Annotated in this window: 31 protein-coding genes and 1 pseudogene; 19 read left to right on the forward strand and 13 right to left on the reverse strand. The window is 63.0% G+C overall.

Annotation, left to right across the window (positions count from 1 at the left end; genetic code table 11):
* Positions 1 to 104: 104 nt before the first annotated feature.
* From fumC to betI, 3 genes are all read right to left on the reverse strand, one after another.
* Entirely contained in the window at positions 105 to 1,502 is a 1,398-nt protein-coding gene (fumC, locus tag NKH05_RS11330; protein ID WP_023722732.1) for a class II fumarate hydratase, read from the reverse strand.
* A 145-nt stretch (positions 1,503 to 1,647) separates the two neighbouring features.
* On the reverse strand, positions 1,648 to 2,406 hold the full coding sequence (locus NKH05_RS11335; protein WP_352481760.1) for an SDR family NAD(P)-dependent oxidoreductase: 759 nt from the start codon (positions 2,404 to 2,406) through the stop codon (positions 1,648 to 1,650).
* Between the two features lie 115 nt (positions 2,407 to 2,521).
* Positions 2,522 to 3,124, reverse strand: coding sequence for a choline-binding transcriptional repressor BetI (gene betI, locus NKH05_RS11340; RefSeq protein WP_031195249.1), 603 nt, complete (start codon positions 3,122 to 3,124; stop codon positions 2,522 to 2,524).
* 122 nt (positions 3,125 to 3,246) lie between these two features.
* Between betI and choX the strand changes: the two genes are divergently transcribed.
* From choX to NKH05_RS11355, 3 genes are read left to right on the forward strand one after another with little or no spacing between them, the layout of a single operon-like run.
* Positions 3,247 to 4,182, forward strand: coding sequence for a choline ABC transporter substrate-binding protein (choX, locus tag NKH05_RS11345; protein ID WP_031195251.1), 936 nt, complete (start codon positions 3,247 to 3,249; stop codon positions 4,180 to 4,182).
* Positions 4,179 to 5,039, forward strand: a complete 861-nt coding sequence (locus NKH05_RS11350; RefSeq protein WP_023722736.1) for an alpha/beta fold hydrolase — start codon at positions 4,179 to 4,181, stop codon at positions 5,037 to 5,039. Before choX ends, NKH05_RS11350 begins: the two co-directional genes overlap by 4 nt.
* An 8-nt stretch (positions 5,040 to 5,047) precedes the next feature.
* Entirely contained in the window at positions 5,048 to 6,496 is a 1,449-nt protein-coding gene (locus tag NKH05_RS11355) for an amidase (RefSeq protein ID WP_352481758.1), read from the forward strand.
* A 41-nt stretch (positions 6,497 to 6,537) separates the two neighbouring features.
* On the opposite strand, the gene NKH05_RS11360 is transcribed toward NKH05_RS11355, so the two are convergent.
* Complete coding sequence (locus NKH05_RS11360) at positions 6,538 to 7,335, reverse strand: NIPSNAP family protein (RefSeq protein WP_023722738.1); 798 nt, start codon at positions 7,333 to 7,335, stop codon at positions 6,538 to 6,540.
* A gap of 150 nt (positions 7,336 to 7,485) precedes the next feature.
* Here NKH05_RS11360 and NKH05_RS11365 point away from each other — a divergent pair, with 150 nt between their 5' ends.
* Positions 7,486 to 8,079 (forward strand): LmrA/YxaF family transcription factor, encoded by a 594-nt coding sequence (locus NKH05_RS11365; RefSeq protein ID WP_023722739.1) that lies wholly within the window; start codon positions 7,486 to 7,488, stop codon positions 8,077 to 8,079.
* 60 nt (positions 8,080 to 8,139) lie between these two features.
* Here NKH05_RS11365 and NKH05_RS11370 read toward each other — a convergent pair whose 3' ends face one another.
* Entirely contained in the window at positions 8,140 to 8,733 is a 594-nt protein-coding gene (locus NKH05_RS11370; protein WP_023722740.1) for a hypothetical protein, read from the reverse strand.
* Between the two features lie 119 nt (positions 8,734 to 8,852).
* Here NKH05_RS11370 and NKH05_RS11375 point away from each other — a divergent pair, with 119 nt between their 5' ends.
* Entirely contained in the window at positions 8,853 to 9,989 is a 1,137-nt protein-coding gene (locus NKH05_RS11375; protein WP_352481755.1) for a metallophosphoesterase, read from the forward strand.
* Between the two features lie 60 nt (positions 9,990 to 10,049).
* Here the strand turns inward: NKH05_RS11375 and NKH05_RS11380 are convergent, their stop codons facing one another.
* The gene (locus NKH05_RS11380) at positions 10,050 to 10,229 is read right to left on the reverse strand and encodes a CsbD family protein (RefSeq protein ID WP_353025397.1); all 180 of its coding nucleotides are present in this window, start codon (positions 10,227 to 10,229) and stop codon (positions 10,050 to 10,052) included.
* Positions 10,230 to 10,362: 133 nt separating this feature from the next.
* On the opposite strand from NKH05_RS11380, the pseudogene NKH05_RS11385 reads away from it, so the two are divergent.
* From NKH05_RS11385 to NKH05_RS11395, 3 genes and pseudogenes are all read left to right on the forward strand, one after another.
* Positions 10,363 to 11,804, forward strand: a pseudogene (locus NKH05_RS11385) (patatin-like phospholipase family protein).
* 29 nt (positions 11,805 to 11,833) lie between these two features.
* Positions 11,834 to 12,502, forward strand: coding sequence for a glutathione S-transferase family protein (locus tag NKH05_RS11390; protein WP_023722744.1), 669 nt, complete (start codon positions 11,834 to 11,836; stop codon positions 12,500 to 12,502).
* A gap of 82 nt (positions 12,503 to 12,584) precedes the next feature.
* Positions 12,585 to 13,340: an SDR family NAD(P)-dependent oxidoreductase gene (locus NKH05_RS11395; RefSeq protein WP_353025398.1), complete on the forward strand. Its 756-nt coding sequence runs from the start codon at positions 12,585 to 12,587 to the stop codon at positions 13,338 to 13,340.
* Positions 13,341 to 13,359: 19 nt separating this feature from the next.
* On the opposite strand, the gene NKH05_RS11400 is transcribed toward NKH05_RS11395, so the two are convergent.
* The gene (locus tag NKH05_RS11400; protein WP_352481751.1) at positions 13,360 to 14,211 is read right to left on the reverse strand and encodes a LysR family transcriptional regulator; all 852 of its coding nucleotides are present in this window, start codon (positions 14,209 to 14,211) and stop codon (positions 13,360 to 13,362) included.
* A gap of 97 nt (positions 14,212 to 14,308) precedes the next feature.
* On the opposite strand from NKH05_RS11400, the gene NKH05_RS11405 reads away from it, so the two are divergent.
* The 7 genes from NKH05_RS11405 to NKH05_RS11435 all read left to right on the forward strand — a co-directional run bounded on the left by NKH05_RS11405 (position 14,309) and on the right by NKH05_RS11435 (position 17,843).
* The gene (locus NKH05_RS11405; RefSeq protein WP_031195259.1) at positions 14,309 to 14,770 is read left to right on the forward strand and encodes a RidA family protein; all 462 of its coding nucleotides are present in this window, start codon (positions 14,309 to 14,311) and stop codon (positions 14,768 to 14,770) included.
* 47 nt (positions 14,771 to 14,817) lie between these two features.
* Complete coding sequence (locus tag NKH05_RS11410) at positions 14,818 to 15,606, forward strand: SDR family oxidoreductase (RefSeq protein WP_023722748.1); 789 nt, start codon at positions 14,818 to 14,820, stop codon at positions 15,604 to 15,606.
* Between the two features lie 429 nt (positions 15,607 to 16,035).
* On the forward strand, positions 16,036 to 16,245 hold the full coding sequence (locus NKH05_RS11415) for a cold-shock protein (RefSeq protein ID WP_010915421.1): 210 nt from the start codon (positions 16,036 to 16,038) through the stop codon (positions 16,243 to 16,245).
* A gap of 414 nt (positions 16,246 to 16,659) precedes the next feature.
* Positions 16,660 to 16,881 (forward strand): hypothetical protein, encoded by a 222-nt coding sequence (locus NKH05_RS11420; protein ID WP_031195260.1) that lies wholly within the window; start codon positions 16,660 to 16,662, stop codon positions 16,879 to 16,881.
* The gene (locus tag NKH05_RS11425) at positions 16,881 to 17,288 is read left to right on the forward strand and encodes a hypothetical protein (protein ID WP_023722751.1); all 408 of its coding nucleotides are present in this window, start codon (positions 16,881 to 16,883) and stop codon (positions 17,286 to 17,288) included. Before NKH05_RS11420 ends, NKH05_RS11425 begins: the two co-directional genes overlap by 1 nt.
* Position 17,289: 1 nt before the next feature.
* Positions 17,290 to 17,454, forward strand: coding sequence for a hypothetical protein (locus NKH05_RS11430; RefSeq protein ID WP_023722752.1), 165 nt, complete (start codon positions 17,290 to 17,292; stop codon positions 17,452 to 17,454).
* Between the two features lie 71 nt (positions 17,455 to 17,525).
* Complete coding sequence (locus tag NKH05_RS11435; protein WP_036245865.1) at positions 17,526 to 17,843, forward strand: YkgJ family cysteine cluster protein; 318 nt, start codon at positions 17,526 to 17,528, stop codon at positions 17,841 to 17,843.
* Between the two features lie 38 nt (positions 17,844 to 17,881).
* Here NKH05_RS11435 and NKH05_RS11440 read toward each other — a convergent pair whose 3' ends face one another.
* Positions 17,882 to 18,802: an AraC family transcriptional regulator gene (locus NKH05_RS11440; RefSeq protein ID WP_352588556.1), complete on the reverse strand. Its 921-nt coding sequence runs from the start codon at positions 18,800 to 18,802 to the stop codon at positions 17,882 to 17,884.
* Positions 18,803 to 18,846: 44 nt separating this feature from the next.
* Between NKH05_RS11440 and NKH05_RS11445 the strand changes: the two genes are divergently transcribed.
* Together NKH05_RS11445 and NKH05_RS11450 are read left to right on the forward strand one after the other, a co-directional pair.
* Complete coding sequence (locus NKH05_RS11445) at positions 18,847 to 19,392, forward strand: nuclear transport factor 2 family protein (protein WP_353025400.1); 546 nt, start codon at positions 18,847 to 18,849, stop codon at positions 19,390 to 19,392.
* 86 nt (positions 19,393 to 19,478) lie between these two features.
* On the forward strand, positions 19,479 to 20,090 hold the full coding sequence (locus tag NKH05_RS11450; RefSeq protein WP_353025401.1) for a LysE family translocator: 612 nt from the start codon (positions 19,479 to 19,481) through the stop codon (positions 20,088 to 20,090).
* Positions 20,091 to 20,151: 61 nt separating this feature from the next.
* On the opposite strand, the gene NKH05_RS11455 is transcribed toward NKH05_RS11450, so the two are convergent.
* Complete coding sequence (locus NKH05_RS11455; RefSeq protein WP_051409779.1) at positions 20,152 to 21,195, reverse strand: cupin domain-containing protein; 1,044 nt, start codon at positions 21,193 to 21,195, stop codon at positions 20,152 to 20,154.
* Between the two features lie 183 nt (positions 21,196 to 21,378).
* Here NKH05_RS11455 and NKH05_RS11460 point away from each other — a divergent pair, with 183 nt between their 5' ends.
* A complete protein-coding gene (locus NKH05_RS11460; RefSeq protein WP_353025403.1) occupies positions 21,379 to 21,804 on the forward strand; it encodes a GFA family protein in 426 nt (141 codons plus the stop codon).
* A 160-nt stretch (positions 21,805 to 21,964) separates the two neighbouring features.
* On the opposite strand, the gene NKH05_RS11465 is transcribed toward NKH05_RS11460, so the two are convergent.
* The 3 genes from NKH05_RS11465 to NKH05_RS11475 are packed head-to-tail and all read right to left on the reverse strand — an operon-like array spanning position 21,965 to position 23,847.
* Positions 21,965 to 22,351, reverse strand: a complete 387-nt coding sequence (locus NKH05_RS11465; protein WP_023722759.1) for a nuclear transport factor 2 family protein — start codon at positions 22,349 to 22,351, stop codon at positions 21,965 to 21,967.
* A 16-nt stretch (positions 22,352 to 22,367) separates the two neighbouring features.
* The gene (locus NKH05_RS11470) at positions 22,368 to 22,814 is read right to left on the reverse strand and encodes an OsmC family protein (protein ID WP_023722760.1); all 447 of its coding nucleotides are present in this window, start codon (positions 22,812 to 22,814) and stop codon (positions 22,368 to 22,370) included.
* Positions 22,815 to 22,866: 52 nt separating this feature from the next.
* The gene (locus NKH05_RS11475) at positions 22,867 to 23,847 is read right to left on the reverse strand and encodes a zinc-dependent alcohol dehydrogenase family protein (RefSeq protein WP_352859381.1); all 981 of its coding nucleotides are present in this window, start codon (positions 23,845 to 23,847) and stop codon (positions 22,867 to 22,869) included.
* A 128-nt stretch (positions 23,848 to 23,975) separates the two neighbouring features.
* Between NKH05_RS11475 and NKH05_RS11480 the strand changes: the two genes are divergently transcribed.
* Positions 23,976 to 24,575, forward strand: a complete 600-nt coding sequence (locus NKH05_RS11480; RefSeq protein WP_352481740.1) for a TetR/AcrR family transcriptional regulator — start codon at positions 23,976 to 23,978, stop codon at positions 24,573 to 24,575.
* 217 nt (positions 24,576 to 24,792) lie between these two features.
* On the opposite strand, the gene groL is transcribed toward NKH05_RS11480, so the two are convergent.
* Positions 24,793 to 26,024 (reverse strand): chaperonin GroEL (gene groL, locus NKH05_RS11485; RefSeq protein WP_353025404.1); only part of this gene is annotated, 1,232 nt, incomplete at its 5' end.

Consider the following 26,024-nt stretch of genomic DNA (forward strand, 5'->3'; position numbering starts at 1 on the left):
CCAAACGACTTGGGATAGCCGTCCAGTTAGCGCATGCCGACTGTTCACCAAAGACGTCAGATTGGTTACGGATTGTTCACCGAGGTAACGTTTTCGCGATCAACTTACCCCGGGTGCGTCATGTCCTCCGGCCGCACCAGCCGCTCATAATCGGCTTCGCTGACCAGCCCGGTCGCCAGCGCTTCCTCGCGCAGCGTCGTGCCGTTCTTGTGCGCCGCCTTGGCGATCTTGGCGGCGTTGTCGTAGCCGATCGTCGGCGCCAGCGCCGTCACCAGCATCAGCGAACGGTCGAGCGCTGCCTTGATGTTGTCTTCGCGGGCCTCGATGCCGACGACGCAATTGTCGGTAAACGACACCGAAGCGTCGGCCAGCAGCTGTACCGATTGCAGGAAACAATAGGCCATCAGCGGATTGTAGACGTTGAGCTCGAAATGGCCTTGGCTGCCGGCGAAGCTGATCGCCGCATTGTTGCCGAACACCTGCACGCAAACCTGTGTCATCGCCTCGCATTGTGTCGGATTGACCTTGCCCGGCATGATCGAAGAGCCCGGTTCGTTTTCCGGCAGCGACAATTCGCCGAGGCCCGAACGCGGGCCGGAGCCAAGCAGGCGGATATCGTTGGCGATCTTGAACAGCGCTGCCGCGCAGGCATTGATGGCGCCGTGCGAGAAGACCATGGAATCATGGGCGGCCAGCGCCTCGAACTTGTTCGGCGCCGTGACGAAATCGATGCCGGTGATCGCGGCGATACGTGCCGCCACCTTTTCGGCAAAACCGACCGGCGCGTTGAGGCCGGTGCCGACCGCGGTGCCGCCCTGTGCCAATTCCTGCAGACCTGGCAGGGTCATCTCGATGCGCTTGATCGACGAGGCGACCTGCGCCGCATAGCCGGAGAACTCCTGGCCGAGCGTCAGCGGCGTCGCGTCCTGGGTGTGGGTGCGGCCGATCTTGACGATGTGGGCGAAAGCCCTGGTCTTGGCCTCGAGTGCCGCATGCAAATGTCTCAGCGCCGGCAGCAGGTCGTGGATGATGCGCTCGGCGCAGGCGATGTGCATGGCCGTCGGATAGGTGTCGTTCGACGACTGGCTCATATTGACGTGGTCGTTTGGGTGCACCGGCTTCTTCGAGCCCATGATGCCGCCCAAAAGCTCGATCGCCCGGTTGGAGATCACCTCATTGGCGTTCATGTTGGACTGGGTGCCCGAGCCGGTCTGCCAGACGACCAGCGGGAAATGCTCGTTGAGCTTGCCGTCGATGACCTCCTGGGAGGCTTCGATGATGGCCTTGCCGATCGCCGGATCGAGTCGCTTCAGCTCCATATTGGCTTCGGCGGCGGCCCGCTTGACGATGCCCAGCGCCCGCACGATCGACGCCGGCTGTTTCTCCCAGCCGATCTTGAAATTGGCAAGTGAACGCTGCGCCTGCGCGCCCCAGTAACGGTCGGCGGCGACCTCGATGGGACCGAACGTGTCGGTTTCGGTTCTGGTCTCTGGCGCGCTCACGAAGTCTCTCCGGGTTGCAAATTTGCAAACGGCGTATCGCGTTGCACAAATGCCTTCAAGCGGAGATTGCGGACGATGGGGATGCAAATCGGTTGAAGCAGCGCCTTTTCCTTCTCGCAAGGGGAGAAGGGAGAGCGCGCGCTCCTCACCCCGCCGTGTACCCTCCATCCACTGCAAAGATGCCGCCGCTGGTCCACGCCGCTTCGTCGCTGGCGAGATAGACCGCGATGCCGGCAAGATCGCTGGTTCGGCCGATGCGGCCGAGCGGGTAGCTGCGCTCGACATAGGCCTTGAGCTCGGCCTGCGCGGCTTCAGGCAGGTTTTCGATCGACCTGCGCCGCATTGCGGTGTCGACCGTGCCGGGCGCGATGGCATTGACCCTTATGCCGCGCGGCCCGAGCTCGAAGGCGAGCGACTTGGTCAGCGAATTGAGCGCGCCCTTCGACAGCGAATAGAGGCTGGACGGCCGCTTCGGGATCATCTTGTGCGCAAAATAGGATGAGATGTTGATGACCGATGCCCCGCCCGGCGCGAGATGCGGCAACAGTCGCTGGGTGAGGAAGAATACAGCCGTGACGTTGAGCGCGAACGACTGCTGGAACTGGTCCTCGCTGACGGTCTCGAACGGCGCCAGGAACGCCACGCCGGCATTGTTGACGAGGATGTCGAGAGGTGGGCCGCACCTGGCATGCTCGACCACGGCGTCGATGCCGGCGCTGGCCGACAGGTCTGCCGACAGCGTTTCGACGCCGTCCCCGAGCTGCTTGCGGGCGGCGTCGAGTTTTTTGCCGTCGCGGCCGACGATCAGCACGTCCGCGCCTTCGCGCAAAAACGCCTCGGCGATTGCCAGCCCGATCCCGTCCGAGCCGCCGGTGACCAGTGCCCGTTTGCCGCCCAGTCTCATCCAACACTCCCGCGCAATGCCGTCTTGTCTGACAAGGAGAGCAGCGCCGTTGGCAACTGTGGTCAAGCCGCCAGCCTATCCTACAGTATGAACTTCGGCTGTCGGGCACGATGGTCTATTCGGCAGCGGCTGCATCGCGCCGAACAGCCAGGCGGGTAGCGACAAACTCCTTGACGTGATGAATGGCCTGTTCACGCGTGACGCTGCCGGGCTGCAGGCCAAGCCGCAACCATAGCCCGTCGATCAGGGCGGTGACGCCGAAGGCGATCTCGTCAGCATCGGGCGCCGGCATCAGACCGCGCAGGCCGGACAGCAGGTTGGAGCGCATGCGCGCATGGATCACCTTCTGGATGCGGGCCAGCTTTTCGTCGCGCGGCACCTCCGCGCAAAGCGAAAGCCAGGCATGGCAGAGGGACGGCTGGAAAAGATGCGGCTCGAAATTGCCTTCGATGATGGCATCTATCCGTTGCATTGGGGTGCGCGCCTGCTTCAGCCGCTCGACCACTGCATGACGCAGCACCAGGTTCGACTCGCGCATGGCGTGCTCGAACAGTTCCCGCTTGCTGTTGAAATAATGCAGCACGATGCCCTTCGACGCGCCGGCCTGTGCCGCCACTTTTTCTATGGTGGCGCCAGCTATGCCTTCGCGCTGAAGCACGGCAAAGGCGGCTTGCCGCAGCTCTTTGCGGCGTATGTCGCTGAGGCGCTTGAGTTTCACGGGCCGGATCCATGCATCGAAAACCGACGTTGACATTTTCGTCCGCCGAGATCAAGAATTGACCGGTGGGACAATATAAGGACCGAATGGTCAACACCGTTGGTGAAATGAGGAGAACCGAAATGCTTCGTAGCCTTGGAATAGGCGCCTCGCTCTGGGTCCTGCTGGCGACCCAGCCGGTCTTTGCGGCTGAACCTGAACAATGCAAGGTCGTGCGCATGGCCGAGCCTGGATGGAACGACCTTGCCTTCACCACCGGCGTCACCAGCGTCTTGCTCGATGCGCTCGGCTACAAACCGGCAAGCTCGCTTCTGGGCATCAACGTCATCTATGAATCCTTGAAGAACAATGATTTGGACGTGTTCCTTGGCTATTGGGATCCGGCGATGATCACCTATTACGAGCCCTATAAGAAGGACGGCTCGGTAGACGATGTGCGCGTCAATCTCGTCGGCGCCAAATACACCTTTGCCGTGCCGACTTACGTCTGGGAGGCCGGCGTCAAGGATTTTGCCGACCTGCAAAAGTTCGCCGACAAGTTCGGCAGGAAGATGTATGGCATCGAGCCGGGCTCGAACCAGCTGATGATGGACGCCATCGCCGATAAGTCGCTGGGCCTCGATGGCTGGCAGGTCGTCGAATCGAGTGAAGCCGGCATGCTTTCCGAGGTCGGCTACGAGATCAAGGAAAAGCGCTTCATCGTCTTCCAGGGTTGGGCGCCGCATCCAATGAACACGATGTACGACTTCAAATATCTGAGCGGCGGCGACAAGTTCTATGGCCCGAACTTCGGCGCCGCGACGGTGACGACGCAGGTGCGCAAGGGCTATCTGCAGCAATGCCCGAATGTCGGGCAGTTGCTGAAGAACCTCGCCTTCGACATCGATTTCGAAAATCTCGGCATGGGCTATCTCATCAATGACGGCCTGAAGCCTGAGGAAGCCGGCCTGAAGGCCATCAAAGGGAATCCGGATAGGCTCGGCGCCTGGCTTGCCGGTGTCACCACATTCGATGGCAAGCCCGCGCTCGACGCGGTCAAGCAGCAGCTCGGCCTTTGATATCGGTCGATCAGGCTGGCTGGAACGGCCGCAAGCGCAAGGTCGGTGCCGGCTGCACTGAAACGGCCTGCGTCGAAATCGCCGGGCAGGAGCCCGCGCTGGTGCTGGTGCACGGCTTCTCCGACACGAGCCGCAGCTTCTCCTTGCTGGCGCCGCATCTCGCCGGGCGCCGGCTTATCATCCCAGACCTGCGCGGGCATGGCGCCTCGCCGGCCGGGACACGCGGCTTCGCGTCAGCGGATTTCGCGGAAGATGTGGTGAGTTTGATCGAGCGGTTGCGCCTCGAGCGGCCGGTTCTGGTCGGGCATTCCTTGGGCAGTATGGTGGCGATCGAGGCAGCAGCGCGCTATCCCGAGATGATTGGCGGCCTGGTGCTGATGGCCGGAACGGTGCGGCCGCAGATCGGTGAGGATCACCCGATGACCATTGGTGTGCGGGCACTTCGAGACCCGATATCGCCGGCCGATCCGTTCTATGACTATTGGCATGCCTGCGAGGCCGAGGTTCCAGCGGACTTCCTGACCATGGTTGCAAAGGAGGCGTCAGCCATGCCGGCGGCACTTTGGCGAGCAATCCTGGAGCAGGTTCGGCGCGTCGATCTTACCGACAAGGCGCGTACGCTGCGCCTGCCGGCGCTTGTCATTGCTGGCGGGCGCGACCTGCTCTTCGACGAAACGCACCAACAGCGGCTCCTCGAAGAAATCCCTGCCGCGGAGTTCGTGGGCGCGGCGCGGTGCGGGCATAACCCGCACTGGGAGGATCCGGCATTGGTCGCGGCAGCCATCGCCCGATATTTCAAGGTCCGGAGTAAAGCTGGATCCCAGTCGACGGCCGACGCGACCGGCAGTCCGGGCTGAGAGCAGTCATGAACCTTTCCGAATATGTGGCGTTGGATGCCGTCGCCCTGGCCGGGCACGTTCGTTCGGGCGAACTGTCCGTTGTCGAGGTCGTCGAGGCGGCTATCGAAGCAATCCAAAGCATCAATCCCGCCATCAATGCCGTGACACTGATCGATGCGGACCGGGCGCTTTCCGCGGCGGCAAGCTGCAACCGGCACGCCGCACTCGCCGGCATTCCTTTCCTGGTCAAGGACACCGGCGTGAATGTGCGGGAGTGGCCGACGACGCACTCGTCGCTCTACTTCAAGGATGCCGCGCCGAAACCCGACAGCGAGATCGTCCGGCGCTGGCGGGCCGCCGGTCTGATCTTGCTGGGCAAGACAAACACGCCTGAATTCGCCAATGACTTCGTCACCGAACCCAGCTTTCGCGGCCCCACCTTGAACCCTTGGGATCTTTCGCTGACGGCGGGCGGCTCAAGCGGTGGAGCTGCTGCGGCGGTGGCAAGCGGCATGGTGGCGGTCGCCCACGGTTCCGATATCGGCGGCTCGATCCGGGTGCCGGCTGCCTGTTGCGGCGTGTTCGGCATGAAGCCGTCGCGCGGACTCACGCCTGTCGGCCCCTGTCGAGGTCAGGTCGGCGCCGGGCTCTACGCCGACAACGTCCTGTCCCGCACCGTTCGCGACAGCGCCGCCATGCTGGACATAACTGCCGGTCCAGAACAAGGAGCGCCTTACTCCGTGTCAAAATCGGTGCCGTCCTACCTGGACTGGCTGTCTTCGCCCGGCGAGCATCTGCGCGTCGCGTGCCTGGCGCACCGGCCGGATGGCGCGCCGGTCGCGCCCGAGATCGAGGAAAAATTACGTCAAGCCATGGTCCTCCTCGAGGATATGGGGCACGAGGTCACACAGGCGCGTTTCCCGCGGGAAGGCAGCGCCGAAGCGGACTGGAGCATCTTCTGGATGTCGGAGGTCGCGCGGCTGGTTGACGAGCGCGCCGACGAGATCGGGCGGATGCCGGGGGCCGGCGAAATCGAAAGCCTCAGTCGTCACGCGCTCGACTGTTTTCGACGGTCCTCGGCCGCCGACTATCTCAGGGCGCAGGACCATGTGCACAGCGCTTCGCTGGCGATGGCGAGGGCGTTCGATGCGTTCGACCTGATCATGACGCCGACCACGGCCGGCCTGCCGCCCCGGCTTGGCGCCATCCATGGCGATGGTGCTCTCTTTGATTACGAGGCTTGGGCGAGCCGGGCTTACGGCTTTGCGCCTTTCACGGAAATCTTCAACGTCACCGGCCAACCGGCCGCCAGCCTGCCGCTGTTCCAGTCGAAAGGCGGCCTGCCGATTGGCATCCAGCTCATTGGCCGCAAGAACGAGGATCACCGTCTGCTGCGCGTTTCCCTTGACCTGGAGCAGGCAACCGCATGGACGGCGCGTTACCAGGCGATCCATGCCAGACACTTTCAGGCATGAACCAGGAGGCTCCGGCGACGTAGGAGGCGTCCGATGTTGGTTCATACCGAAATTGGGTGCTGCCCGAGCAGCGATCGCGCCGTCGGTAACAGACGCAAAACCTCCGCGGGCCTGGCGAATTCCCGTTGTACGGTCTGCTGAAGCGCCTGCCAGTCTGGGGAGGCGGCCAAGGCCGCCTCGTGGCGGGTATGCGCCTCGGCGCTGTCGAAACCCGTGACGCTGATGAAGACGTTTTCGCTGGCCCGCACCGGCAGCCGCGGAAAGCTGTTTTCGGCATGCTCGGTGACGAAGGCGGCGAGCGGTTGTCCGCCAAGTGCGGCAAGAACCGGAAGAGCCTCGGTCTGGAAATCCCTGGCGAAGCCGGCTTCGAGGCCCGGTCGCAAATGATGAATCCTGATGACAACAATTGCCTGTAAAGCACTGCTTGTGCTTGGTTCTTCGAGATCCGTCTGGGGTACTCGTTGCGATCCCGAGAGGTCGAAGCCGGCGCCCGGCCAAGCCGGTTTCAGCAGCAGCACGTCGTCGGAATCGATCATCGTGGCGTTGGCGGCGTTGCGCCAGGCCGCCCACACCGGCCCGTCATAGAAGGCGGCCAGCGCATGCTTCCGCGCGATCATGCCGTCGAAGCCGCGCAACCAGACGAACATATCTGGCCGGTCGAGGTCGCGGAACTGGCCGATGATGGTCATCCCCGCGGTTTCCTGGCCCTCGATCAAATGATTGTCGAAGATGCCGATCAGCGTCTCGCGTCGGCCAGGTTTCAGCGTGTATTGCCGAAGTTCGACGACGGGCGAGGCGAGCAGATCGGATTTAGGCGCGGCATTCAAAGGCAGGTTCATCGCTCGATCTCAAAAACAGGACAGTCATCCTGTTTTACAAAACAGACCGGTTGTCCTGTTTTGTCAATCTGCTATCGTGTGGAAATGTCAGCAGAGACCACAGCCCGCCCAAAGGCGCGGGCTAAAAAACGCACCAATGACCCCGAAGGCATGCGCAAAAAGGTGCTCGATGTCGCCGAAGAGGCGTTTCAGGCACGCGGCTATCACGCCTCCAGCATGGGCGACCTGATGGCGACGGCGGGCGTCACCGGCGGCGCGCTGCACCACCATTTCGCGACCAAGAAGGCGCTGGCGCTAGCAGTCATCGAAGAGCGGGTCGCCGCCGCCGTCGAGGAGACCTGGATCGCGCCAGTGCGGAGGGCCGGCTCGGCGCGGGAGGGCGTGCGCGCCGTGTTCGCGGCCGTCGCGGCGGAGCTGGAGCAGCAGGGATTCGTGCGCGGCTGCCCGCTCAACAATCTGGCGCACGAACTGTCGCTTGCCGATCCGGATTTCCGCATTGCCCTTGCCGACATTTTTTCGGCCTGGCGTCAGGCGATTGCCGACAAGATCAGGGCCGACCAGCAGGCGGGCCGGGAGCAGGGCACCGATCCGCAGCGCTTCGCAGCGCTCGCCGTCGCCACCTATTCCGGCGCCATGTCGATGGCCAAGACCGCACAGGACACAAGAGTGCTGCGCGACTGCCTGATGGCCTTGGAACAGGGAGTCACGAGGCGACGTCGCAGGATACTCCACAAAGCCCCTTGACGCCGGCAGGACAGAGGCGCCGCCGTCGCTCACTATGACCGAGGTGGGGAGGCCGAGCTCTTAATTCGGCAGCGGCTTGATCAGCTCGTAGCCGACCACGCTTTCGGCGCTGGTGCCCTCGTCATAGCGCCTGGCCACAACTGCCTGCAAGTCGGGTGCGTAAAGCGCGGTAAACTCGTCCCGCGTCTCGCCGGCCTCGCTCCTGATCGTCTGCTTGACCGCGAGCACGGAGTATTTGCATTCACCCAGGCTGAACGTCTCCTTGCCCTTGACGTTGATCTCCAGCGTCTCGGTGCCCTTCGGCGGCTTGTTCGGTGCGAGGCGGGCAAACACGATCTTGTTCTTAGCCCCCGCCTTCAGCGGGAACACCTTCCTGAGATCGGAAAACGGGATCATCGCCAGCTGCCCCGTGCTGCTGTCGCGAAACACCTCGATCAGTCCGCCGAACAGGTACTGCGACTGCGGCGATTGCGACTGGTATTTGTTGGCAACGGCCACCATTCCGCCCGCTGCCGGTCGAAATTCGCTGTGGATGCCAGGCCTTTCGAGAATGAAGCCGGCCTTGGCCGATTTGACGTCGATGCACTCGGCGCCATGCGCTGCGCTCGTCACCGCCAGAATGGCCATTGTCATGCCGATGGATGCAGTTTTCATGCCGTCCTCCTCTGCCCGCGCAAGTTGAATGCCGAAAGCAATGCCAGACCTGGGAGAACGTGTCGACATACTTTGCGAGCAACTGGACTGCCGATCCGCGTCGTGCTGAATTTTAGCGCATGATGCATCGCATTCCCGCCCTACCGGTTTCTCGGCGCAGCTTCCTGATGCAGGCAGCGGCCGTTGCCGCGGCCGGCGCCGTTTCGCGCCCGGCCTTCGGCCAGACCGGGCAGCGCATCCCGCCGATCGACGCCACCTTCCTGTTTATCGCTGATGTCCATGCCTGCCGAATGGCGAACGGATTGAGCCCGCATTGCGAGCAGGAGGGCAAGACCGACGCTGCCTTGCTGCGCAACGTCGCCGCACTCAACGGCGTCGGTGACAGACAATGGCCGGCTGAAATCGAAGGCGTTGCCACCGGCCTGCGCTCGACGGGCAACATCGGCACGCCGCTCGGCCTCGTCGTCGGCGGCGACATCACCGATGACGGCGGCGGCCAGATCACCCAGCCCAGCGAGGGCACGCAGCTGCTTCAGTTCAGCCAGCGCTACCAGCAGGGCGTCGGCCCCGACCGTGTGCACATGCCCGTCTATGTCGGCCTCGGCAACCACGACCTCGACCAGAACGGCCCGCGCTCGCATGTCGACTGGTACCGCCGCGAAATGCGCGACTATGTCGAGGTCAACCACCGCCCCGGCGTGTTCTTCAAGCCGCCTGCGCCGGCGACCGACTACGACGTCGAGACCGACTGCTATTCATGGGATTGGGGCGGTCTGCATCTTGTCCAGACGCACCGTTTTGCCGGCGATACCGGCCACGGCGCCGCCAACAGCCTGCCATGGCTGAAGCAGGATCTGGCGACCTATGCCGGCGACGGCCGCCCGGTCATCCTGTTCCAGCATTATGGCTGGGATACTTTTTCGATCGAAAGATGGGACGCCGCCGAGAGAACCTTCGACGACAGCGGCACGGGTCCGCCGCATTGGTGGAGCGAAGTCGACAGGCAGGCGCTGCTGGCCGTGCTGAAAGGCTACAATGTCGTCGGCATCTTCCATGGCCACCAGCACGCAACGCCGATGATCTACCGCCGTGACGGGCTCGACTTGTTCAAACCGAAGGCCGCCTTCATGGGCGGCTTTGCCTTGGCGCGGGTGACCGGAAACAGCATGGATGTGGTGCTGGGCGAAGCCGCCGGAAATCATGGCGAGGTCACCTTCACCAATGCATACAGCAAAAGCCTGACTTTCTTACGGTAAGAGAGGGCGCAAAAAAGGCGGCCGAGCCGCCTTTTTCCTGGTTCGCGAAGGGGGCCAGTGTCAAAGCGCCTTCTTCACCTTGTCCTTCACGTCGCCGTAAGCCTTCTGCATCTTGCCGGTCTCCTTGTCGACGTCGCCTTCGGCCTCGGTGCGCCTGTTGCCGGTGGCCTTGCCGGCGGCCTGCTTGACCGAGCCCTTGGCTTGCTTGGCGACGCCTGCCACCTGATCCTTGTTCACCATCGCGCATCTCCTGGAGTTCGGGAGTTTTATTTGCGAGGCAAACGGTCAGGCACCGCTTCGGTTCCATGCATCGCCGGACAACCGGTTGCACCCGGCGCGGTAATGCGGCTAGGCTCTGCCCGGGGGGATTTCGATGCGTTTTCGCCTTGCCTGTGCCGTTGCGACGTCCATGCTTTTGGCAGGCTGCGTCGCCGATGATGTCGGGCCGATCAACGTCTTTACGCCCGAAGCCGGCAGGCCGTCGCCGGCTTTCATTCCAGATCCGGGCGACGACGGCTCGACTGTGCTCGGCCTCGCCTTCTCCGGTGGCGGCACCCGGGCCGCGGCCTTCTCCTACGGCGTTCTGCGGGCGCTGGACGACATCGTCATCGACGAGCAGCCGCGGCGGCGCACGCTGGTCGATGACATCAGGATGATTTCCGGTGCATCAGGCGGCGCGGTGACTGCCGCCTATTTCGGCTACAAGGGCGAGGACGGCTACCGCGACTTTCGCGAACGGTTCCTGATCCAGAATGCTGAGGCCGACCTTCGAACAAGGCTGTCGCCGTTCAACCTTGTCCGCGCCTACTATGGCGGCGTCAATGACCGCAGCGGTTTTGCCAAATGGCTGAACGACAATCTCTTCGACGATGCGACATTCGAGGCGTTCGCCAAGCCGGACCGGCCCATCATCTGGATCAACGCGTCCGATATCTATAACCGCACGCCATTTCTGTTCAGCTACGACACTTTCGCGGCGCTTTGTAGCGATCTCGACAAGATGCGGTTGGCTGATGCGGTCGCGGCTTCCGCTGCCGTGCCGGTGGTCTTCGCGCCGATCGTGGTTTCCGCCACCAGCCCGGATTGCGGCTACCCAGGCCGCAATGGTTGAGCCGGGCACTGGCCGATCACAATGCCTCGATCAGGCTCAAGGCCTATGCCAGCGCGCTCGATTCCTATCAAAACGCCGATCCCCTCGACTATGTGAAATTGCTGGACGGTGGTCTGACCGATAATCTCGGCGTCACCGGCTTTACCCTGGAGCGCTCCGCCGCCGGCACCCCCTATGGTCCGCTGTCGCCGGCCGCCGCTGTCCGGTTGAGGACGCTGCTTTTCATCGTTGCCGACGCCGGCGCCGACAACGACGTGAGCTGGGCCAAGTCTATCCACGGACCGCGGCTTAGCGAGTTGCTCGACGCCGTGACGAGCACCACCATGGCGGCCGCGGTGCGCGACGAAGCCGACGCACTGAAGCTGGCCGTCTCGCAATGGCGCGGTGAATTGGTCCGCTACCGCTGTGCTTTGCCGACCTCGACCGTGGCTGCCTATCGCGGCTCGACTGCCGGCTGGGATTGCCGCGATGTTGAACTCGTGGTCCAATATCTGTCCTTTGCCGACCTCGACCAGGCGACACAGGCCAAGCTGAACGCTGTCCCGACGCGGCTGAAATTGCCGGTCGATCAGGTCGACCTCACCATCGCGGCCGGTCGCGAGGCGCTGCTGGTCAATGCGGATATCACCAAGGCGGTCGCCGCCATCCGCGCTCGCGCCGGCGTCACGCCGGGGGCACAATTGGCCGCGGCACAAGCAAACTGAGCCGCTGGGCTCGACACGGAGAGACCATCTTGGCTGAATTCACGCTCTTCATCGGCAACAAATGCTTCTCGTCCTGGTCACTGAGGCCATGGCTGGCGATGAAGCATCTGGAGATACCGTTCGAGGAAGGTTTTGTGCGCCTGCGCACGCCCGAGACCGCCGCCAATCTGGCCAGGATATCGCCGACCGGCCAGGTGCCGGTGCTGAACCATCGGCTGCCGAATGGCGAGATCCGGATCGTCTGGGAAACCCTTGCCATCCTTGAATATCTTGCCGACCTGTTTCCCGACAAGAAGCTCTGGCCGGCCGATATCGGCGCTCGCGCGCACGCCCGCTCGGCGGCGACAGAGATGCATTCCGGCTTTCGCGAGGTCCGCTATGGCTGGCCGATGAATTTGCGCCGGCCAAAAGGCCACAAGCCGCTCGACGCCGAAGGTGAGGCGCAACGGGCGCGCATCGAGGATCTGTGGCGGCAATGCCGGGAAAAATACGGCAAAGGCGGGCCGTTCCTGTTTGGCCATTTCACCGCGGCCGACGCCATGTACGCGCCGGTCGTCACCCGCTTCGACACCTATGGCGGCACGCTGGCGCCCGACACCCGCGCCTATGTCGATGCCGTGCTTTCGATGCCGGCGATGCGCCACTGGTATGCGGAGGCGGCGAAGGAGCCATGGCCGGAGCCCGGCCCCGACGAATGAGCCGAGCAACCGGCGAGCTGGTCTTCCACTTCGCGGCCCGCGGCCTATCTGAAGATCGGGCAGGGGCTTTGGAGACTTCACAATGACAGCTGTTTCTTCCGCACTGGCCGGCAAGGTCGCGCTTGTCACCGGCGCCTCGTCGGGCATCGGCGAGGCAACCGCTGTGGCGCTGGCGGCCGCCGGGGCAAAGGTGGCGATTGCCGCCCGCCGCGCCGATCGCCTCGAAGCGCTGGCCGCGCGTATCGAAAAGGCCGGCGGCACGGCACTCCGTATCGCGGCCGACGTCACCAGCAACGACGATGTCACCGCCATGGTCGACAAGGTTGTCGCCGAATGGGGCCGCCTCGACATCCTCGTCAACAATGCCGGGGTGATGCTTCTGTCGCCGGCCGCCGAGGCGGTGCTCGATGACTGGCGCCGCATGGTCGAGCTCAACCTGCTGGCGCTGATGGGTGTCACCAAAGCGGCGCTGCCGCATCTCAGGGCCGCCAAGGGTCACATCGTCAATGTCTCGTCGGTCGCCGGCCGCGTCGCCAATCCCGGCGCCAGCGGCTATGCCGCAACCAAGTTCGGCGTCGTCGGCTTTTCCGAATCGCTGCGCCGCGAAGTCTACTCCGACAAGGTTCGCGTCACCGTCATCGAACCCGGCCTGGTGCGCACCGAGCTCGGCGACCATATCACCAATCCGGCGGCGAAGACTGGGCTCGACCAGCGGCTCGCCGCCATGGAGGCGCTGGCCGCCGAGGACATCGCCGCGGCCATTCTCTACGTCGTGAGCCAGCCGGCGCACGTCAACGTCAACGAGATCGTCATCCGCCCGACCGACCAGGAACGGTGAATGACGTCGGATCGTTTCGTTAGACTTCGAATCCCGCCCGCAGGAAATCGCCACACTCCTCGACCAGCCGGGACGGGTCCCTCGCAAGGTAGACGCCGAAATCCGCCATCGGCGCCGGCGGCAGGTTGAAGCGTCCGTTGAGGCTTTGGCAGTCGGGCGGCAGTCCTTCCTGCAGCAGAAGGCCGATGCCAAGCCCGGCCCTCAGCGCCGAGATCAGCGTCGCGAAAGTCGACACGCGGCAGCCGATCTTCCAGCCGAGCCCGGCCTCGGCGAGCGAGGCCAGCATTCTGTCCTGCCAGGAGCAGGCGCCTTCGAAGATGACCAGCGGAAGCTCGACCTCGTCATCGATCTCGATCATGCGGCTTGCCGCCCAGACCAGCTGTCGTGACAGATGACCTCGCGGCGCCTTTGTGAAGCGCGCCGGATCGGCCATGACGATGTCGCATTTTCCTTCGCCCAGCGACTTGCTGAGATCGGCGCTGCTGGCCGATGTCAGCTCGATCTCCACGGAAGGATGCCGGCGGCGGAAGTCGGCAATGATCAGCGGCAGCCGTGTCACCGCCAAATCCTCGATGATGCCCAGCCGGACACGGCCGACCAGCCTGCGGCCTTCTATCTCGCGCCTGGCATCGTCGCCGATCGCGATGGCCTTGCGGGCGAAGGCGAGCAGGATCTCGCCGGCCTCGGTCAGCGTCACGCCGCGCGGCGAACGGCGCAGCAGCTCGGCGCCGACTTCACCCTCGAGGCGCTGAAGCTGCATGCTCACCGCCGCCTGGGTGCGGGCAAGTCGATCGGCCGCCCGGCTCACCGTTCCCGTATCGGCCACGGTGACGAAGGCACGCAGCAGCCTGACGTCGATATCTCCAGTCATAAGAATTCCTGATAGCTGTGTCAGCACTATCAGGCTATCCGAAAGCCCGATCTGAATTCAAGGTCCGCTCGCACGAACGAAAACAGGAGCAGCCACCTTGTCCTACAGAAGAAGATTTGAGGAGTTCGGTGTCGCCTGGCCGTCGCTCGAGCGGCCTGCTTTGCCGTTCTCGCCGACGGTTCGGGTCGCCGACATCGTCTATGTCTCCGGTCAGATTCCCGAGATCGCGCAGGAGATCGCCGCGATCGGCCAGGTCGGCAGAGAGATCGATCTGGCTGCTGCGCAGAACGCCGCCCGGCTCTGCGCGGCCAACATCGTCTATTGGCTGGACAAGGAACTGGACGGCAATCTTGACCGTGTCGTGAAATTCGCCAAGCTGACCGTCTATGTGAATGCGACGGCCGGCTTTTCGGCCTATTCGGAGGTCGGCAACGGAGCATCCGAATTTCTGCTCCATGTTTTCGGCGAGCGTGGCGAGCACGCCCGCTGCTCGCTCGGCATGGCCGGCTTGCCGGCCAATGTTCCGGTCGAAGCCGACGCTATCGTGCATGTCCGCTAGGGAAGTCGCTCGAAATAGCCAGTGAAACCAGCAGGAGGCTTGGCTTGATGGATGCAAATCTTGAGGGGCGGAGGGCGCTTGTTCTCGGCGGAGGCAAGGGCCTCGGTTTCGGCGTTGCCGAAGCGCTCGCGGCGAAAGGCGCCGAGATCATCCTGGTCGGACGAGGGGAGGCGACCCTGGATGTGGCGCGGCGCGCGATCGAGGCCGCCGGCCACATCTGCTCGACCTTCAGCGCCGACCTCTCCGACCACGACAGCGTCTCCCGGCTGATCCATGCCGTCGAGGACGAGCATCAGCGGATCGACATCGTCCTGCTCAATGGCGGCGGCCCGCCGCCCTTCGCGGCCAGCGTCTTCGATGCGAGCGTCTGGGAGAAGCAGTTCACCAGCATGGTGCTGAGCCAGATGCGCGTTGCCATTTCTTTCCTGCCAGGCATGCGGGCGCGGCGCTGGGGACGCATCATCGCCGTTTCCTCGACTTCCGTCCGCGAGCCGATCCCCGGCCTTACCGCCTCGAATGCGCTGCGTGCGTCGCTCGCCGGGTGGGCCAAGACGCTGGCCGGCGAAGTGGCGGCGGACGGCGTTACCGTCAACCTGTTGCTGCCTGGCCGTTTTGCGACGGACCGGACCAAACAGTTCGACGCCATGGACGCCGCCGACAGGGGTGTCGACGCTGCCGTGATCGCCGCCGAGAGTCAGGCCGATATCCCGGCAAAGCGCTACGGCACTCCCGCCGAATTCGGTGCGGTTGCAGCATTCCTGGCCAGCGACGCCGCCGCCTATATTACCGGCGTGGCTTTGCCGGTGGATGGCGGGCTCAGTCGCGGCATGGTGTGAGGAGCAGGGGGCGGCGGCGCGAATGGTCGCATCACACAGGAACGCCCCTCGTGCCTTTTATCTGCGCGGGGGGCGTCCTGGTGATCGTCCGCCTTTTCTCAAGATCGCTCTTTCGAGAACGGCGTTCGACACCGAAAAAATGCTCCGGCGCCAAAATGGTTCCCGGCTAAGTGGTTTTTTCGGCGGGCAATAGCCCGGTTTTCGCTGTCGTATTTGCCGCCGCCGCGCATCTCCACGAGTGTTGCAAATCAAAAAATTGACACAGCGCGCAAAGAAGTCTACAAGAATTTTGTCGATGTTTGTTTGACCGACTTTTGTTATCCGCGTGCCGAGGCGCGCCTTTGACGAACTTCCCCATCAAAATCGAGACAAACGTTGTTGTGCATCCGCATGACGGCGAACGAATATTTGCCATGGAAAGGGTTCGTTATGAGCACAGGCACAGTTAAATGGTTCAACGCCACCAAGGGTTTTGGTTTTATTCAGCCTGACGACGGTTCTGCCGACGTTTTTGTCCACATCTCAGCCGTCGAGCGCGCCGGAATGCGCGACATCGTCGAGGGCCAGAAGCTTGGCTACGAGATGGTCCGCGACAACAAGTCGGGCAAGATGTCCGCCGACCAGTTGAAGGCGGCCTAAAACGGAATTCAGCCTCACCGGTGACCACGGATGTACTGGCACCGGTGAATGGCAAATTCCAGCACATGATCGCGGGAGGTTAAGTCCCCGTTCATGCGCATGAGAAGAACGTTTCTTTGCGCGTCTCTCGGGATGCGCATGCGCTCTCATGGAAGGTCAGGCGGTGCCTGGCCTTTTTCATTTTTGCGCTTCGACCGCCGAAAGAGCGCTGCTCGACGGCCCGGACGTGCTAAGAGGCTGTTTCGAAATTCGCTCTGACGGCCATCAGACGGCCGTCAGAGTAGAATTTCCAAACGGTCTCTGAGGACGTTCCAGCAATTTGAAACCGGCTGCCGTATTGCTTTGTGCGGGATCCTGGCCGAAAGACCAGTCTCGCCACTTTTCGGCGGCGCGCTCCGAACCGGGAGAAAGACCTTGACCGCAACTTCAAAAAGACCCCGCGACCAGGCCGAATCCATTTTTAGCAAGACGCGGACCCAGTCGATGTCGCTCGACCGCATCAATTCCGAACGGGATGCCGTCAGCCAGGCGCGCGAAGCCAAGACCGCGCGGCTGCGCGAACTGCGCCTGGAAAAGGAAGCCGACGACATGGCGGCAGCGCTCGCGGCCTCGCCGAAACGCGCGGGCAAACGCTGATGGCCACCAAACGCGTGCCTCAAAAGGCGATCGCCGCCGATTCGACCATCGCCGATGTCGTGGGTGAACTCGACAAGCCGGTCGAATATGTCCGGCGCGTGCTCGAAAAGCTCGAGCGCTGCCGGCGTGTCCACGGCGATGCCCAGGTGCGGCTCGGCGTGCGCGGCCGTGCCGAATGCCCCAATTATCTGATCGAATACGTCCGGGAAAACGCCAAGACGCACGAGCGCGTGACCTATCAGGACGCCGCCTACAGTGGCAGCACGCATCGCGAGCTGGCGCCCCGGCACATCGAGGAAGCCAGGAACTGGTCGCCCGAAGAAATGAACATCACGGCCGTTTCGGCGCTCATCGGCCGCCTTCGCAATCCGAATGCGCCATCATCGCGTTTCTCTGACGAGGATTGATATGGCAATCAAGTTTTCCGCCAAGGGCCAGCCAGCCGCGCCTGCTGCCGCCGTGAAGCCGGCCAAGCCGGCCGCCGCACCAAAAACCGGTGAAGCCGCCGAAGCGGGTACCGATCTGTTCAGGTCGCCGGCCGAAGCACCGCCGCGCAAGCCGAAGAAGAAATAGCACCCTTGCAGCAAAATGCCGGCCGGAAATCTGCGCCAAGGCTGCTTGCCCTGGCGGTCGCAGAGGATTTTTTGTCGCCACAAGAGGGCGCCGATCCGGTTGCCTTCGATTGCCAGACCTGTGGCGCCTGCTGCGCCTACTCGTCAAGATGGCCGCGCTTTTCAACCGAGGATGACGCGCAACTCGACCTTATCCCGCAAAAATACGTGGCTGCCGATGAAGCCGGCATGCGCTGCGACGGCGCGCGCTGTTCGGCACTGTGCGGCGAGGTCGGCAAGTCGACCGCCTGCGGCATCTACGAGATCCGTCCCGACGTCTGCCGCGCCTGCATGCCGGGCGATGACGACTGCCTGATGGCGCGCCTGGCTCACGGACTGCCGACGCTGTAATGACGGCCCTCGGGCTGGCGTCTCACTTTTGAAATTCGTCAGTCAGATGAGCGAAAGTCGCTGCGGTAGAGGCCGGGCGATCGTCCGGTCAACCGTTTGAATGCCTGCGAGAACGACGGCACCGACTCATATCCGACGGCGCACCCGATCTCGCCAATGTTCTGGTTCGTTTCCCGCAGAGCCTTGGCGGCAAGGTTCATCCGCCAGCGAGTCACATAGGACAGCGGCGGCTGTCCCACGAGTTGAGCGAAGCGACGCGCGAAGGTGGCCCGGGACTGTGCCGCGCCGCTGGCAAGGGAAGCGATAGTCCAGGGACCATCCGGCCGCTCGTGGATCAGGCGCAAAGCCTGCGCAATGCCTTTATCGCGTAAGGCGCCAAACCATCCGCCTGTTCCGAGAGGCTGATGTTCTATCCAGGCACGCAATAAGAAGATCAACGTGCTGTCGAGAAGACGTGGGGCGACAATGTCGTGACCGCCGAGATTGCTTTTTGCTTCGACCTGCAGAAGTTCCAGGGCAAGCCGCAGCGGCTCGCTGGTGTCGATCTGATCTCGGGTCAAATGGATCAGCGGTGGAAGCAGCGAAACCATCGGATATGGTCCGACGCCGTCGAGTGAATATCTCGCACAAAGAAGAGTTGTCGCGCCGCTCTCGCTTTTCGGTTCCAGTCCGCTCCGATTTGCGGAAAGGACGGCGGATATCGATGCCGTCGGTGCATCCGCCGGATTGCAAAGGGCATGCCCGATACCGCTCGCGACAAGGATGACGTCTCCCTCGCCTAAGCGGATCGGCTCCTTTTCACCGGCTAGCCGCAGCCAGCATTCGCCGTTCTGTATGACGTGGATGGCGGCATTCCTTGTCGGATCGACCGAAATACCCCATGGCCGATGCAGGGTCGCGCTGCCGATCATGGCGCTGCCAAATCTCAGCGAAGCAAGAACTTCGGACAAGGCATCCATGAGAACCATCCTCCGATGATGAATCGGACAACGATATTAGACGATTGGATAAGAATCTAGCGGAATGGCATATCGACCATCTCACAAGCGTGGCTGATTATGTTGGCAATGTCGGCCTGCGGACGCTCCTGTCCACAACAGGCGGAAGCAGCCACCTCACGGAGCAAAACATGCGTGACGAACCATCAAATCCAGTTACAGCCAAGAGTTATAATTCGCTCGAAACCAACAAGACGATCGTCCTGGACTTCATCGACAAAGCAGTAAACCAGGGCAACATCGAAGCTGCTTCGATGCATTTTGGCGAACGCTACATCCAACATAATCCGAACATTGCGGATGGTGCGGACGGCTTCAAAGCCTATCTGCAGCAGCTCAAACAGTCATTTCCCCTCGTGAGGGGAGAGGTGAAGCGGATTTTTGCCGAAGGGGATTTCGTCATCGTGCACATGCACGCAAAACGCGAACCCGAAGAGGAGGGCTTGGCCATCGTCGACATTTTCAGGCTGAACGAAAGTAAGCTCGTCGAACACTGGGAAGTTCGGCAACCCATCGCGGATAGCAAGCTGCACGCCAATAGCATGATCTGAATGCGGATAGGCTCTCAGGCTGGCTTGTGCCCGCACGTTTCGCTGATTACGCTGCCGGCGGCAGGGCCAGCACCGGGAGACCATCTGTGAGCATCGAATTCCTGTTGACGTCGCTGATTGTCGTGGCTTCGCCCGGCACTGGCGTTCTCTATACGCTGAGCGCCGGGCTTTCGCGTGGTGCGCGTGCCAGCATCATTGCCGCTTTCGGCTGCACGCTCGGCATCATTCCGCATATGGCGGCCGCCATCACCGGCCTCGCGGCTCTGCTGCACACCAGCGCCGTCGCCTTCGAGACGCTGAAATATCTCGGCGTCGCCTACCTGCTCTACATGGCCTGGAACACGCTGAAGGAGAAGGGCGGCCTGAGCGTCGACGAAAATGTCGCGCCGCGCTCGGCCGGCAAAGTGATCACTTCGGGCATCCTCATCAACATCCTCAATCCGAAGCTGTCGATCTTCTTCTTTGCCTTCCTGCCGCAATTCGTCAGCACCACCGAATCGCATGCGCTGTCGAAGATGCTGGAGCTCAGCAGCGTCTTCATGCTGCTCACCTTCGTGGTCTTTGTCGGCTACGGCATCTTCGCGGCGTCGATCCGCAGCCATGTCGTGTCGCGACCAAAGGTGCTGACCTGGATGCGCCGCACCTTCGCCGGAGCCTTTGCCATGCTCGGCGCCAAACTGGCGCTGGCGGACCGGTAGATCTCTTTGTTTTGACGCAATTCCGGACGGAAACCGTTTCGCACCTTTCCTGGAATTGCTCTTACCGCTGCGGATCGGCGGGTCCGCCTTCGGTTTCGGGAGCCTCGCCGCCGCCGAAACCGGGCGCAGCGCGAACACCCAGCCGCCAGGCCGATGGGGGGACGCCGATCATCTTCTTGAAGGCACGGCTGAACGCCGCCTCGGACTCGTAGCCGATTTCCGCCGCTATGTTTGCGACGTTGCTGTTGCCGGTGCTGAGCAGTTCCGAGGCAATCTGCATCCGCCATTTGGCGAGATAGTGCACCGGCGGCATCCCGACGAGCCTGGTGAAACGCTCGGCGAGCACGGTGCGCGACAGCGCGGCCTCCTTCGCCAGCGCCTCCACGGTCCAATTGTGCTCGGGCCGATCGTGGATCAGCGCCAGCGCCTTGCCCAGGTGCGGGTCGCGCAGGCCCGCCAGCCAGCCGGTGTGTTGCGGTGGAAGCGACTCCACATAGCGGCGCAGGACGTCGACGAACATGAGCTCGCTGAGCTTGGTGAGCACGGTCTCGCTGCCAGCCCGCTTTTCCGCCACTTCCGAGACTGCCAATCTGATGAATTGGCCAAGCCAGCCGGCATCGCCTTTCACGTCCCCGGCCTTGATCACCGGGGGCAATGCATCGAGCAGCGGATTGAATGGCTGTGCGTCGCAGGCAAGATAACCGCAAACGAGCCTAGCCGAGATCGACCCGTCGCTGCCATGGTTGATGTGGAACGGCATTTGGCTGGCGGACGCGATCTCCAGGACATCGGCGGTCGGAGGATCGGCCGCGAGCTCGGGATTGCTCGACATGATGTGCGGGTCGCTGTGGGTGAAGACCACGACTTCGCCGGCCTCCACCGCGATCGCCTCCTTGCCCACGATGCGAGCAAAGCAACGGCCGGCCGTCACCACGTGATAGGAAATCAGGTGGTCCGCGCCGGGCAGGATCTTCGGCAGTATCGATGACGGGGCAGGCGAGCAGACGGCCCATGGATCCTGAGCCTTGATGTCGAAAAACGTCGCGCCGGTGAGACGCACCTTTTTCAAGAGGTCAGACAGAGCGTCCCCGGCCATTCCATCCATGTCCCGTAAGTTGCGCGGCAACCCGGCGCGACATCCCTTTCGAGTTCCGGACGCGCTGTCAAGTGAGGCGGACGCCCCGTCATTCCGTTCATTGCCGGAAGCTTTAAACCCCGTCGGCGCTGAGCTCTGTCTCAAATCAGCTGCTGAGCGCAGTCGAACTCAAGAAAAATGAGGATCTAAGTCATGACGGTACATAAGGGCGGATGTTTTTGCGGCGCCGTGGAAATCGAAGTGCACGGAGCGGCCGAGGCGATGGGCTACTGCCATTGCAGTTCCTGTCGTTCGTGGTCGGCGTCTCCCGTGAACGCGTTCACGCTGTGGAAGCCGGAAAACGTCAAGGTCACCAAGGGCGAGGAGTTCCTGTCCGGCTTCGAGAAGTCCAACATGAGCGACCGTCAGTTCTGCACGAAGTGCGGCGGCCATCTGATGACCGATCATCCGCCGCTCGGACTGGTAGACGTCTATGCGGCCACGATACCGACGGTGAAGTTCACGCCGGGGGTTCATGTCAACTACGCCGAGACGGTCCTGCCGATGAAGGACGGATTGCCGAAGCTGAAAGACTTCCCCGCCGAACTCGGGGGCTCGGGTGTGAGCGAGCCGGAGTAACCCGGCAATGACACACGATTTCGAACAGCGACATCTCACGACTGGAGAATATGCATGGACATCACGACATTGCGCGCCGCGCAGGAGCCGATCAAGGATCTATATCGCAAGGATGCGCGCGCGGTGCAGCTTGGCTGACGGCAGCTTGTCGCGCCAAGCGCTATCCCTTCACGTAGCCCCTGGCCTCGACAATCTGCCCGTCCGCCACGCGCATCAGGTTGACGCCGCGCAGCGAATTGCCGTCGGCCATCCAGTAGCGCCAGCGGATCGTCGCCCGGTCGCCGGCGACGAAGGTTTCTTCGATGTCGAAGCGCGTGCCGCGTCCGGTCGCGATCGCCGACCACAGTTCGACGCAGGCGCCCTTGCCGATGCGGCGGGCGCCGTCCGGGGCCGGCGTGGTGTTCTCGATCACGCAATCTTCCGCCACCAGATCGTCGAGCGCCGACGGGTCGTGGCGCTGGAAGACGTCGTTGTAGCGCCGCATGATCTCGGCCGTCTCGGCGGAGCGTTTGGCCGCGGCGATGTCGATGATGAGTTCCTGTGTCATTGGATATTCCTTCCCTTCAGTGATCAGCAACGGTTTCGACGAGGCGGGCCTTGAGCGTGATCGCCGCGACGCCGGCCAGCGCCCGCGACACGAGGCAGCTCTCCTTGGCCGTCTGCGCCAGCCGCTCGAAATCCCCGGCAGCCAGCCCGGCCACGCTTGCCTCCGTCTCCAACTCGATACGGGTGATCGTCGGTCCGGCCGCGGTGGCGCCGAGATGCGCTTTCGCGATCGTGTGAATGCGTGCGGGAGTATAACCTTCGCGGCCCAGGATGGCGCTCAGCGCCATCGAGAAGCAGCCGGCATGCGCCGCCGCGATCAATTCCTCCGGGTTGGTGCCGGGACCGTTCTCGAAACGCGACGGGAAGGAGTAGGCGCCTTCGAATACGCCGCTGCCTAGCCTCAGCCGGCCCGAACCTTCTTTCAACGATCCCTGCCATTGGGCCTCTGCTTCACGAATGGTCATTGTGTCTCTCCTTTGATTTGAGGGGGTCGATCAGATTTTGGGGGCGAACCAGTCAGGCGCCGTCGACGACCACTTTCCCGAAGACGTCGCCTTGCTGGAAATAACGGTAGGCGTCTTGGGCCTCGTCGAAGGCGAACACCTTGTCGATGACAGGCTTAAGCCGATGCACCGAGATGGCGCGCAGCATGGCTTCGAGGTTGGTGCGATTGCCGACGAAGAGGCGGCTGATGGTGGCGAGGCTGCGCTGGTAGACCGGGCCGGGGATCTGCACCGTCCCGCCTTTCGCATCCTGTATGGTGAGAAGCACGATGCGCCCGTAAAGCGCGCAGGCGATCATCGATTGCGCGAAGGTCGGCGGGCCGCCGGTCTCGACGACGAGGTCGATGCCACCGGTTTGCTCGCGCACAGCTGCACCCCATTCCGGCATGTCGGCCGTCGAGACGACGAGGTCGGCGCCCAGCGCCCGCAGCCGGTCCAGCTTCTCGCCGCGCGAGCTGACGGCCACGACCCGGCAGCCGAGCAGCTTGGCGAATTGCAGCGCAAACAGCGCGACGCCACCTGAACCGATGACCAGAACCCACTGCCCGGGCTTCGGCATCTCGGCCGCCGTCACGGCATTCCAAGCGGTCAGGCCGGCACAGGTCAGTGTCGCCGCTTGATGCCAGTCGAGATGATCGGGAAGCCACACCGCCCATTGCTCGTCGAGCACCGCGTATTCAGTCAGCATCCCGTCCAGCGTGCAGCCAAGCTGGTCGATCAGCCCGGCATTGATGCGGCCATCAATCCAGCGTGCAAAATAGCTGCCGGTGATGCGGTCGCCGGCGGCAAAGCGGGTGACGGCATCTCCGACGGCAACGACTTCCCCGGCACCGTCGCTCAGCGGGATAACGCCTTGGCGCGGCGTCAGCGGATAGGTGCCGTTGAGGATCATCGTATCGCGGCGGTTGAGCGATGTGGCGCGGACACGCACGACGATCTCGTGCGGCTTCGGCGTCGGCTGCGTCCCGTCGCGCATCACCAGGCACTTGGTCACGCCGGTTCCTTCAAGACGATAACTACGCATTCGCCCCTCGCTGATATATAGACTGATCTACATATTATATAGACCGGTTGTCATATTCGAGGCAAGGCCTATAATGCTCATTCCTGACAGAGGTTGACATGGCGAACGACACCCGCATCCGCATACTCGAGACAACGGCGCTGCTGCTGAGGCAGCGCGGCTACCACGGCACGTCGCTCAACGACATATTGAGTGCCTCAGGTGCACCAAGGGGCTCGCTCTACTTCCACTTTCCGGGCGGCAAGGATCAGCTGGTCGTCGAGGTTACGCGCGATAGCGTCGCCGATGTGACGCAGAGGCTGGACGCCGCGCTCGCTGCCGAAAAAGATCCGGCGGTGGCGGTCCACCACATCTACCAATCGGTCGCGCGCATGCTGGAAGACAACCAGTTCACGCTCGGTTGCCCGATCGCGCCCGTGGTGTTGGATTCGCCGACCGACATGCCGGAGTTGGCTGAGTTGTGCCGGTCGGCCTTCGAGCAATGGATAGGCCTGCTCAGGGCGGCCTTCGTCAGGGCAGGGGTGCCCGAGCGCCGCGCGCACGCGCTGGCGCTGCTGGTCGAATCATCGCTGGAAGGGCTGATGGTGATCGCACGCGCCACCCGCGACCGCGCCCCGGTGCTGGCGGTAGCCGATGAGGTCGCGGCGCTGATTGAGGGGGCATTGCCGGCGAAAGAGATCGCAGTCACGGCGCATTGACGTTTCGCGCTTCCACGGCATCGAGGCCAGCGCGGAGCCCTGCCGAAGGGCCGACGCTCCAGCTCTGCAATTCACGTTCTGCGCCGACGCCGAAGAAACGGTCAGGGGTATGCTTCCGCTTGCTTTGGAATCGGACCGCCTCTCATCCTCCGTCCCATCAACGAAAAAGGGCGACCTCTCGGCCGCCCTTTCCGTACATGAAGGCTGATGGGTTGGATTAGAAATCCATACCGCCCATGCCGCCCATGCCGCCGCCGCCCATGCCGCCAGGCATGCCGCCGCCAGCCGACTCCTTCTTCGGAGCCTCCGCAATCATGGCTTCGGTGGTGACCAGCAGGCCGGCGACCGAGGCCGCGTCCTGCAGAGCCGTGCGCACAACCTTGACCGGATCGACGATACCCATGGCGATCATGTCGCCATATTCGCCGGTCTGGGCGTTGTAGCCGAAGGTCGCGCCCTTGTTCTCAAGGATCTTGCCGGCAACGATCGATGCTTCCGCACCGGCGTTGGCCGCGATCTGACGGGCCGGAGCCTGCAGCGCGCGACGCACGATGCTGATGCCGGCGGTCTGGTCGGAGTTGGCGCCGGTTGCCTTGATGCTCAGCGAAGCGCGCAGCAGTGCGACGCCGCCGCCGGGAACGATGCCTTCTTCGACGGCCGCACGGGTCGCGTTGAGGGCGTCATCGACGCGGTCCTTCTTTTCCTTGACTTCCACTTCGGTCGCACCGCCGACGCGGATGACGGCAACGCCGCCCGCCAGCTTGGCGAGACGTTCCTGCAGCTTCTCCTTGTCGTAGTCCGAGGTGGTCTCCTCGATCTGCTGCTTGATCTGGGCGACGCGGCCCTGGATCTCGGCCTTCTTGCCGGCGCCGTCGACGATGGTGGTGTTCTCCTTGGAGATCGACACCTTCTTGGCGCGGCCGAGCATGTTCAGGCCGACATTCTCGAGCTTGATGCCGAGGTCTTCGGAGATGACCTGGCCACCGGTGAGGATAGCGATGTCTTCCAGCATGGCCTTGCGGCGATCACCGAAGCCAGGCGCCTTGACGGCGGCGATCTTCAGGCCGCCACGCAGCTTGTTGACGACGAGCGTGGCCAAGGCCTCGCCCTCGACGTCTTCCGAAATGATGACCAGCGGCTTCGAGGTCTGCACGACAGCCTCGAGGATCGGCAGCATGGCCTGCAGGTTGGAGAGCTTCTTCTCGTGGAGAAGAATGTAGGCGTCTTCCAGATCCGCAACCATCTTCTCGGCGTTGGTGACGAAGTAGGGCGAGAGATAACCGCGGTCGAACTGCATGCCTTCGACGACTTCGAGCTCGGTCTCGGCGGTCTTGGCTTCCTCGACGGTGATGACGCCCTCATTGCCGACCTTCTGCATCGCTTCCGCGATCATCGAGCCGACCGAAACGTCGCCATTGCCGGCGATGGTGCCGACCTGGGCAACCTCTT

Source organism: Mesorhizobium sp. M1399 (genome assembly GCF_040317735.1).
Classification (GTDB): Bacteria; Pseudomonadota; Alphaproteobacteria; order Rhizobiales; family Rhizobiaceae; genus Mesorhizobium.

Coding starts and splice junctions, on each gene's coding strand:
- NKH05_RS11355 (WP_352481758.1), top strand. CDS start 5,048: ATGAACCTTTCCGAATATGTGGCGTTGGATGCCGTCGCCCTGGCCGGG.
- NKH05_RS11375 (WP_352481755.1), top strand. CDS start 8,853: ATGATGCATCGCATTCCCGCCCTACCGGTTTCTCGGCGCAGCTTCCTG.
- NKH05_RS11395 (WP_353025398.1), top strand. CDS start 12,585: ATGACAGCTGTTTCTTCCGCACTGGCCGGCAAGGTCGCGCTTGTCACC.
- NKH05_RS11465 (WP_023722759.1), bottom strand. CDS start 22,351: ATGACACAGGAACTCATCATCGACATCGCCGCGGCCAAACGCTCCGCC.
- NKH05_RS11380 (WP_353025397.1), bottom strand. CDS start 10,229: ATGGTGAACAAGGATCAGGTGGCAGGCGTCGCCAAGCAAGCCAAGGGC.
- NKH05_RS11480 (WP_352481740.1), top strand. CDS start 23,976: ATGGCGAACGACACCCGCATCCGCATACTCGAGACAACGGCGCTGCTG.
- NKH05_RS11335 (WP_352481760.1), bottom strand. CDS start 2,406: ATGAGACTGGGCGGCAAACGGGCACTGGTCACCGGCGGCTCGGACGGG.
- NKH05_RS11360 (WP_023722738.1), bottom strand. CDS start 7,335: ATGAACCTGCCTTTGAATGCCGCGCCTAAATCCGATCTGCTCGCCTCG.
- NKH05_RS11430 (WP_023722752.1), top strand. CDS start 17,290: ATGGCAATCAAGTTTTCCGCCAAGGGCCAGCCAGCCGCGCCTGCTGCC.
- NKH05_RS11370 (WP_023722740.1), bottom strand. CDS start 8,733: ATGAAAACTGCATCCATCGGCATGACAATGGCCATTCTGGCGGTGACG.
- NKH05_RS11425 (WP_023722751.1), top strand. CDS start 16,881: ATGGCCACCAAACGCGTGCCTCAAAAGGCGATCGCCGCCGATTCGACC.
- NKH05_RS11415 (WP_010915421.1), top strand. CDS start 16,036: ATGAGCACAGGCACAGTTAAATGGTTCAACGCCACCAAGGGTTTTGGT.
- NKH05_RS11440 (WP_352588556.1), bottom strand. CDS start 18,802: ATGGATGCCTTGTCCGAAGTTCTTGCTTCGCTGAGATTTGGCAGCGCC.
- NKH05_RS11400 (WP_352481751.1), bottom strand. CDS start 14,211: ATGACTGGAGATATCGACGTCAGGCTGCTGCGTGCCTTCGTCACCGTG.
- choX (WP_031195251.1), top strand. CDS start 3,247: ATGCTTCGTAGCCTTGGAATAGGCGCCTCGCTCTGGGTCCTGCTGGCG.
- NKH05_RS11460 (WP_353025403.1), top strand. CDS start 21,379: ATGACGGTACATAAGGGCGGATGTTTTTGCGGCGCCGTGGAAATCGAA.
- NKH05_RS11410 (WP_023722748.1), top strand. CDS start 14,818: ATGGATGCAAATCTTGAGGGGCGGAGGGCGCTTGTTCTCGGCGGAGGC.
- NKH05_RS11365 (WP_023722739.1), top strand. CDS start 7,486: ATGCGCAAAAAGGTGCTCGATGTCGCCGAAGAGGCGTTTCAGGCACGC.
- NKH05_RS11455 (WP_051409779.1), bottom strand. CDS start 21,195: ATGGATGGAATGGCCGGGGACGCTCTGTCTGACCTCTTGAAAAAGGTG.
- NKH05_RS11470 (WP_023722760.1), bottom strand. CDS start 22,814: ATGACCATTCGTGAAGCAGAGGCCCAATGGCAGGGATCGTTGAAAGAA.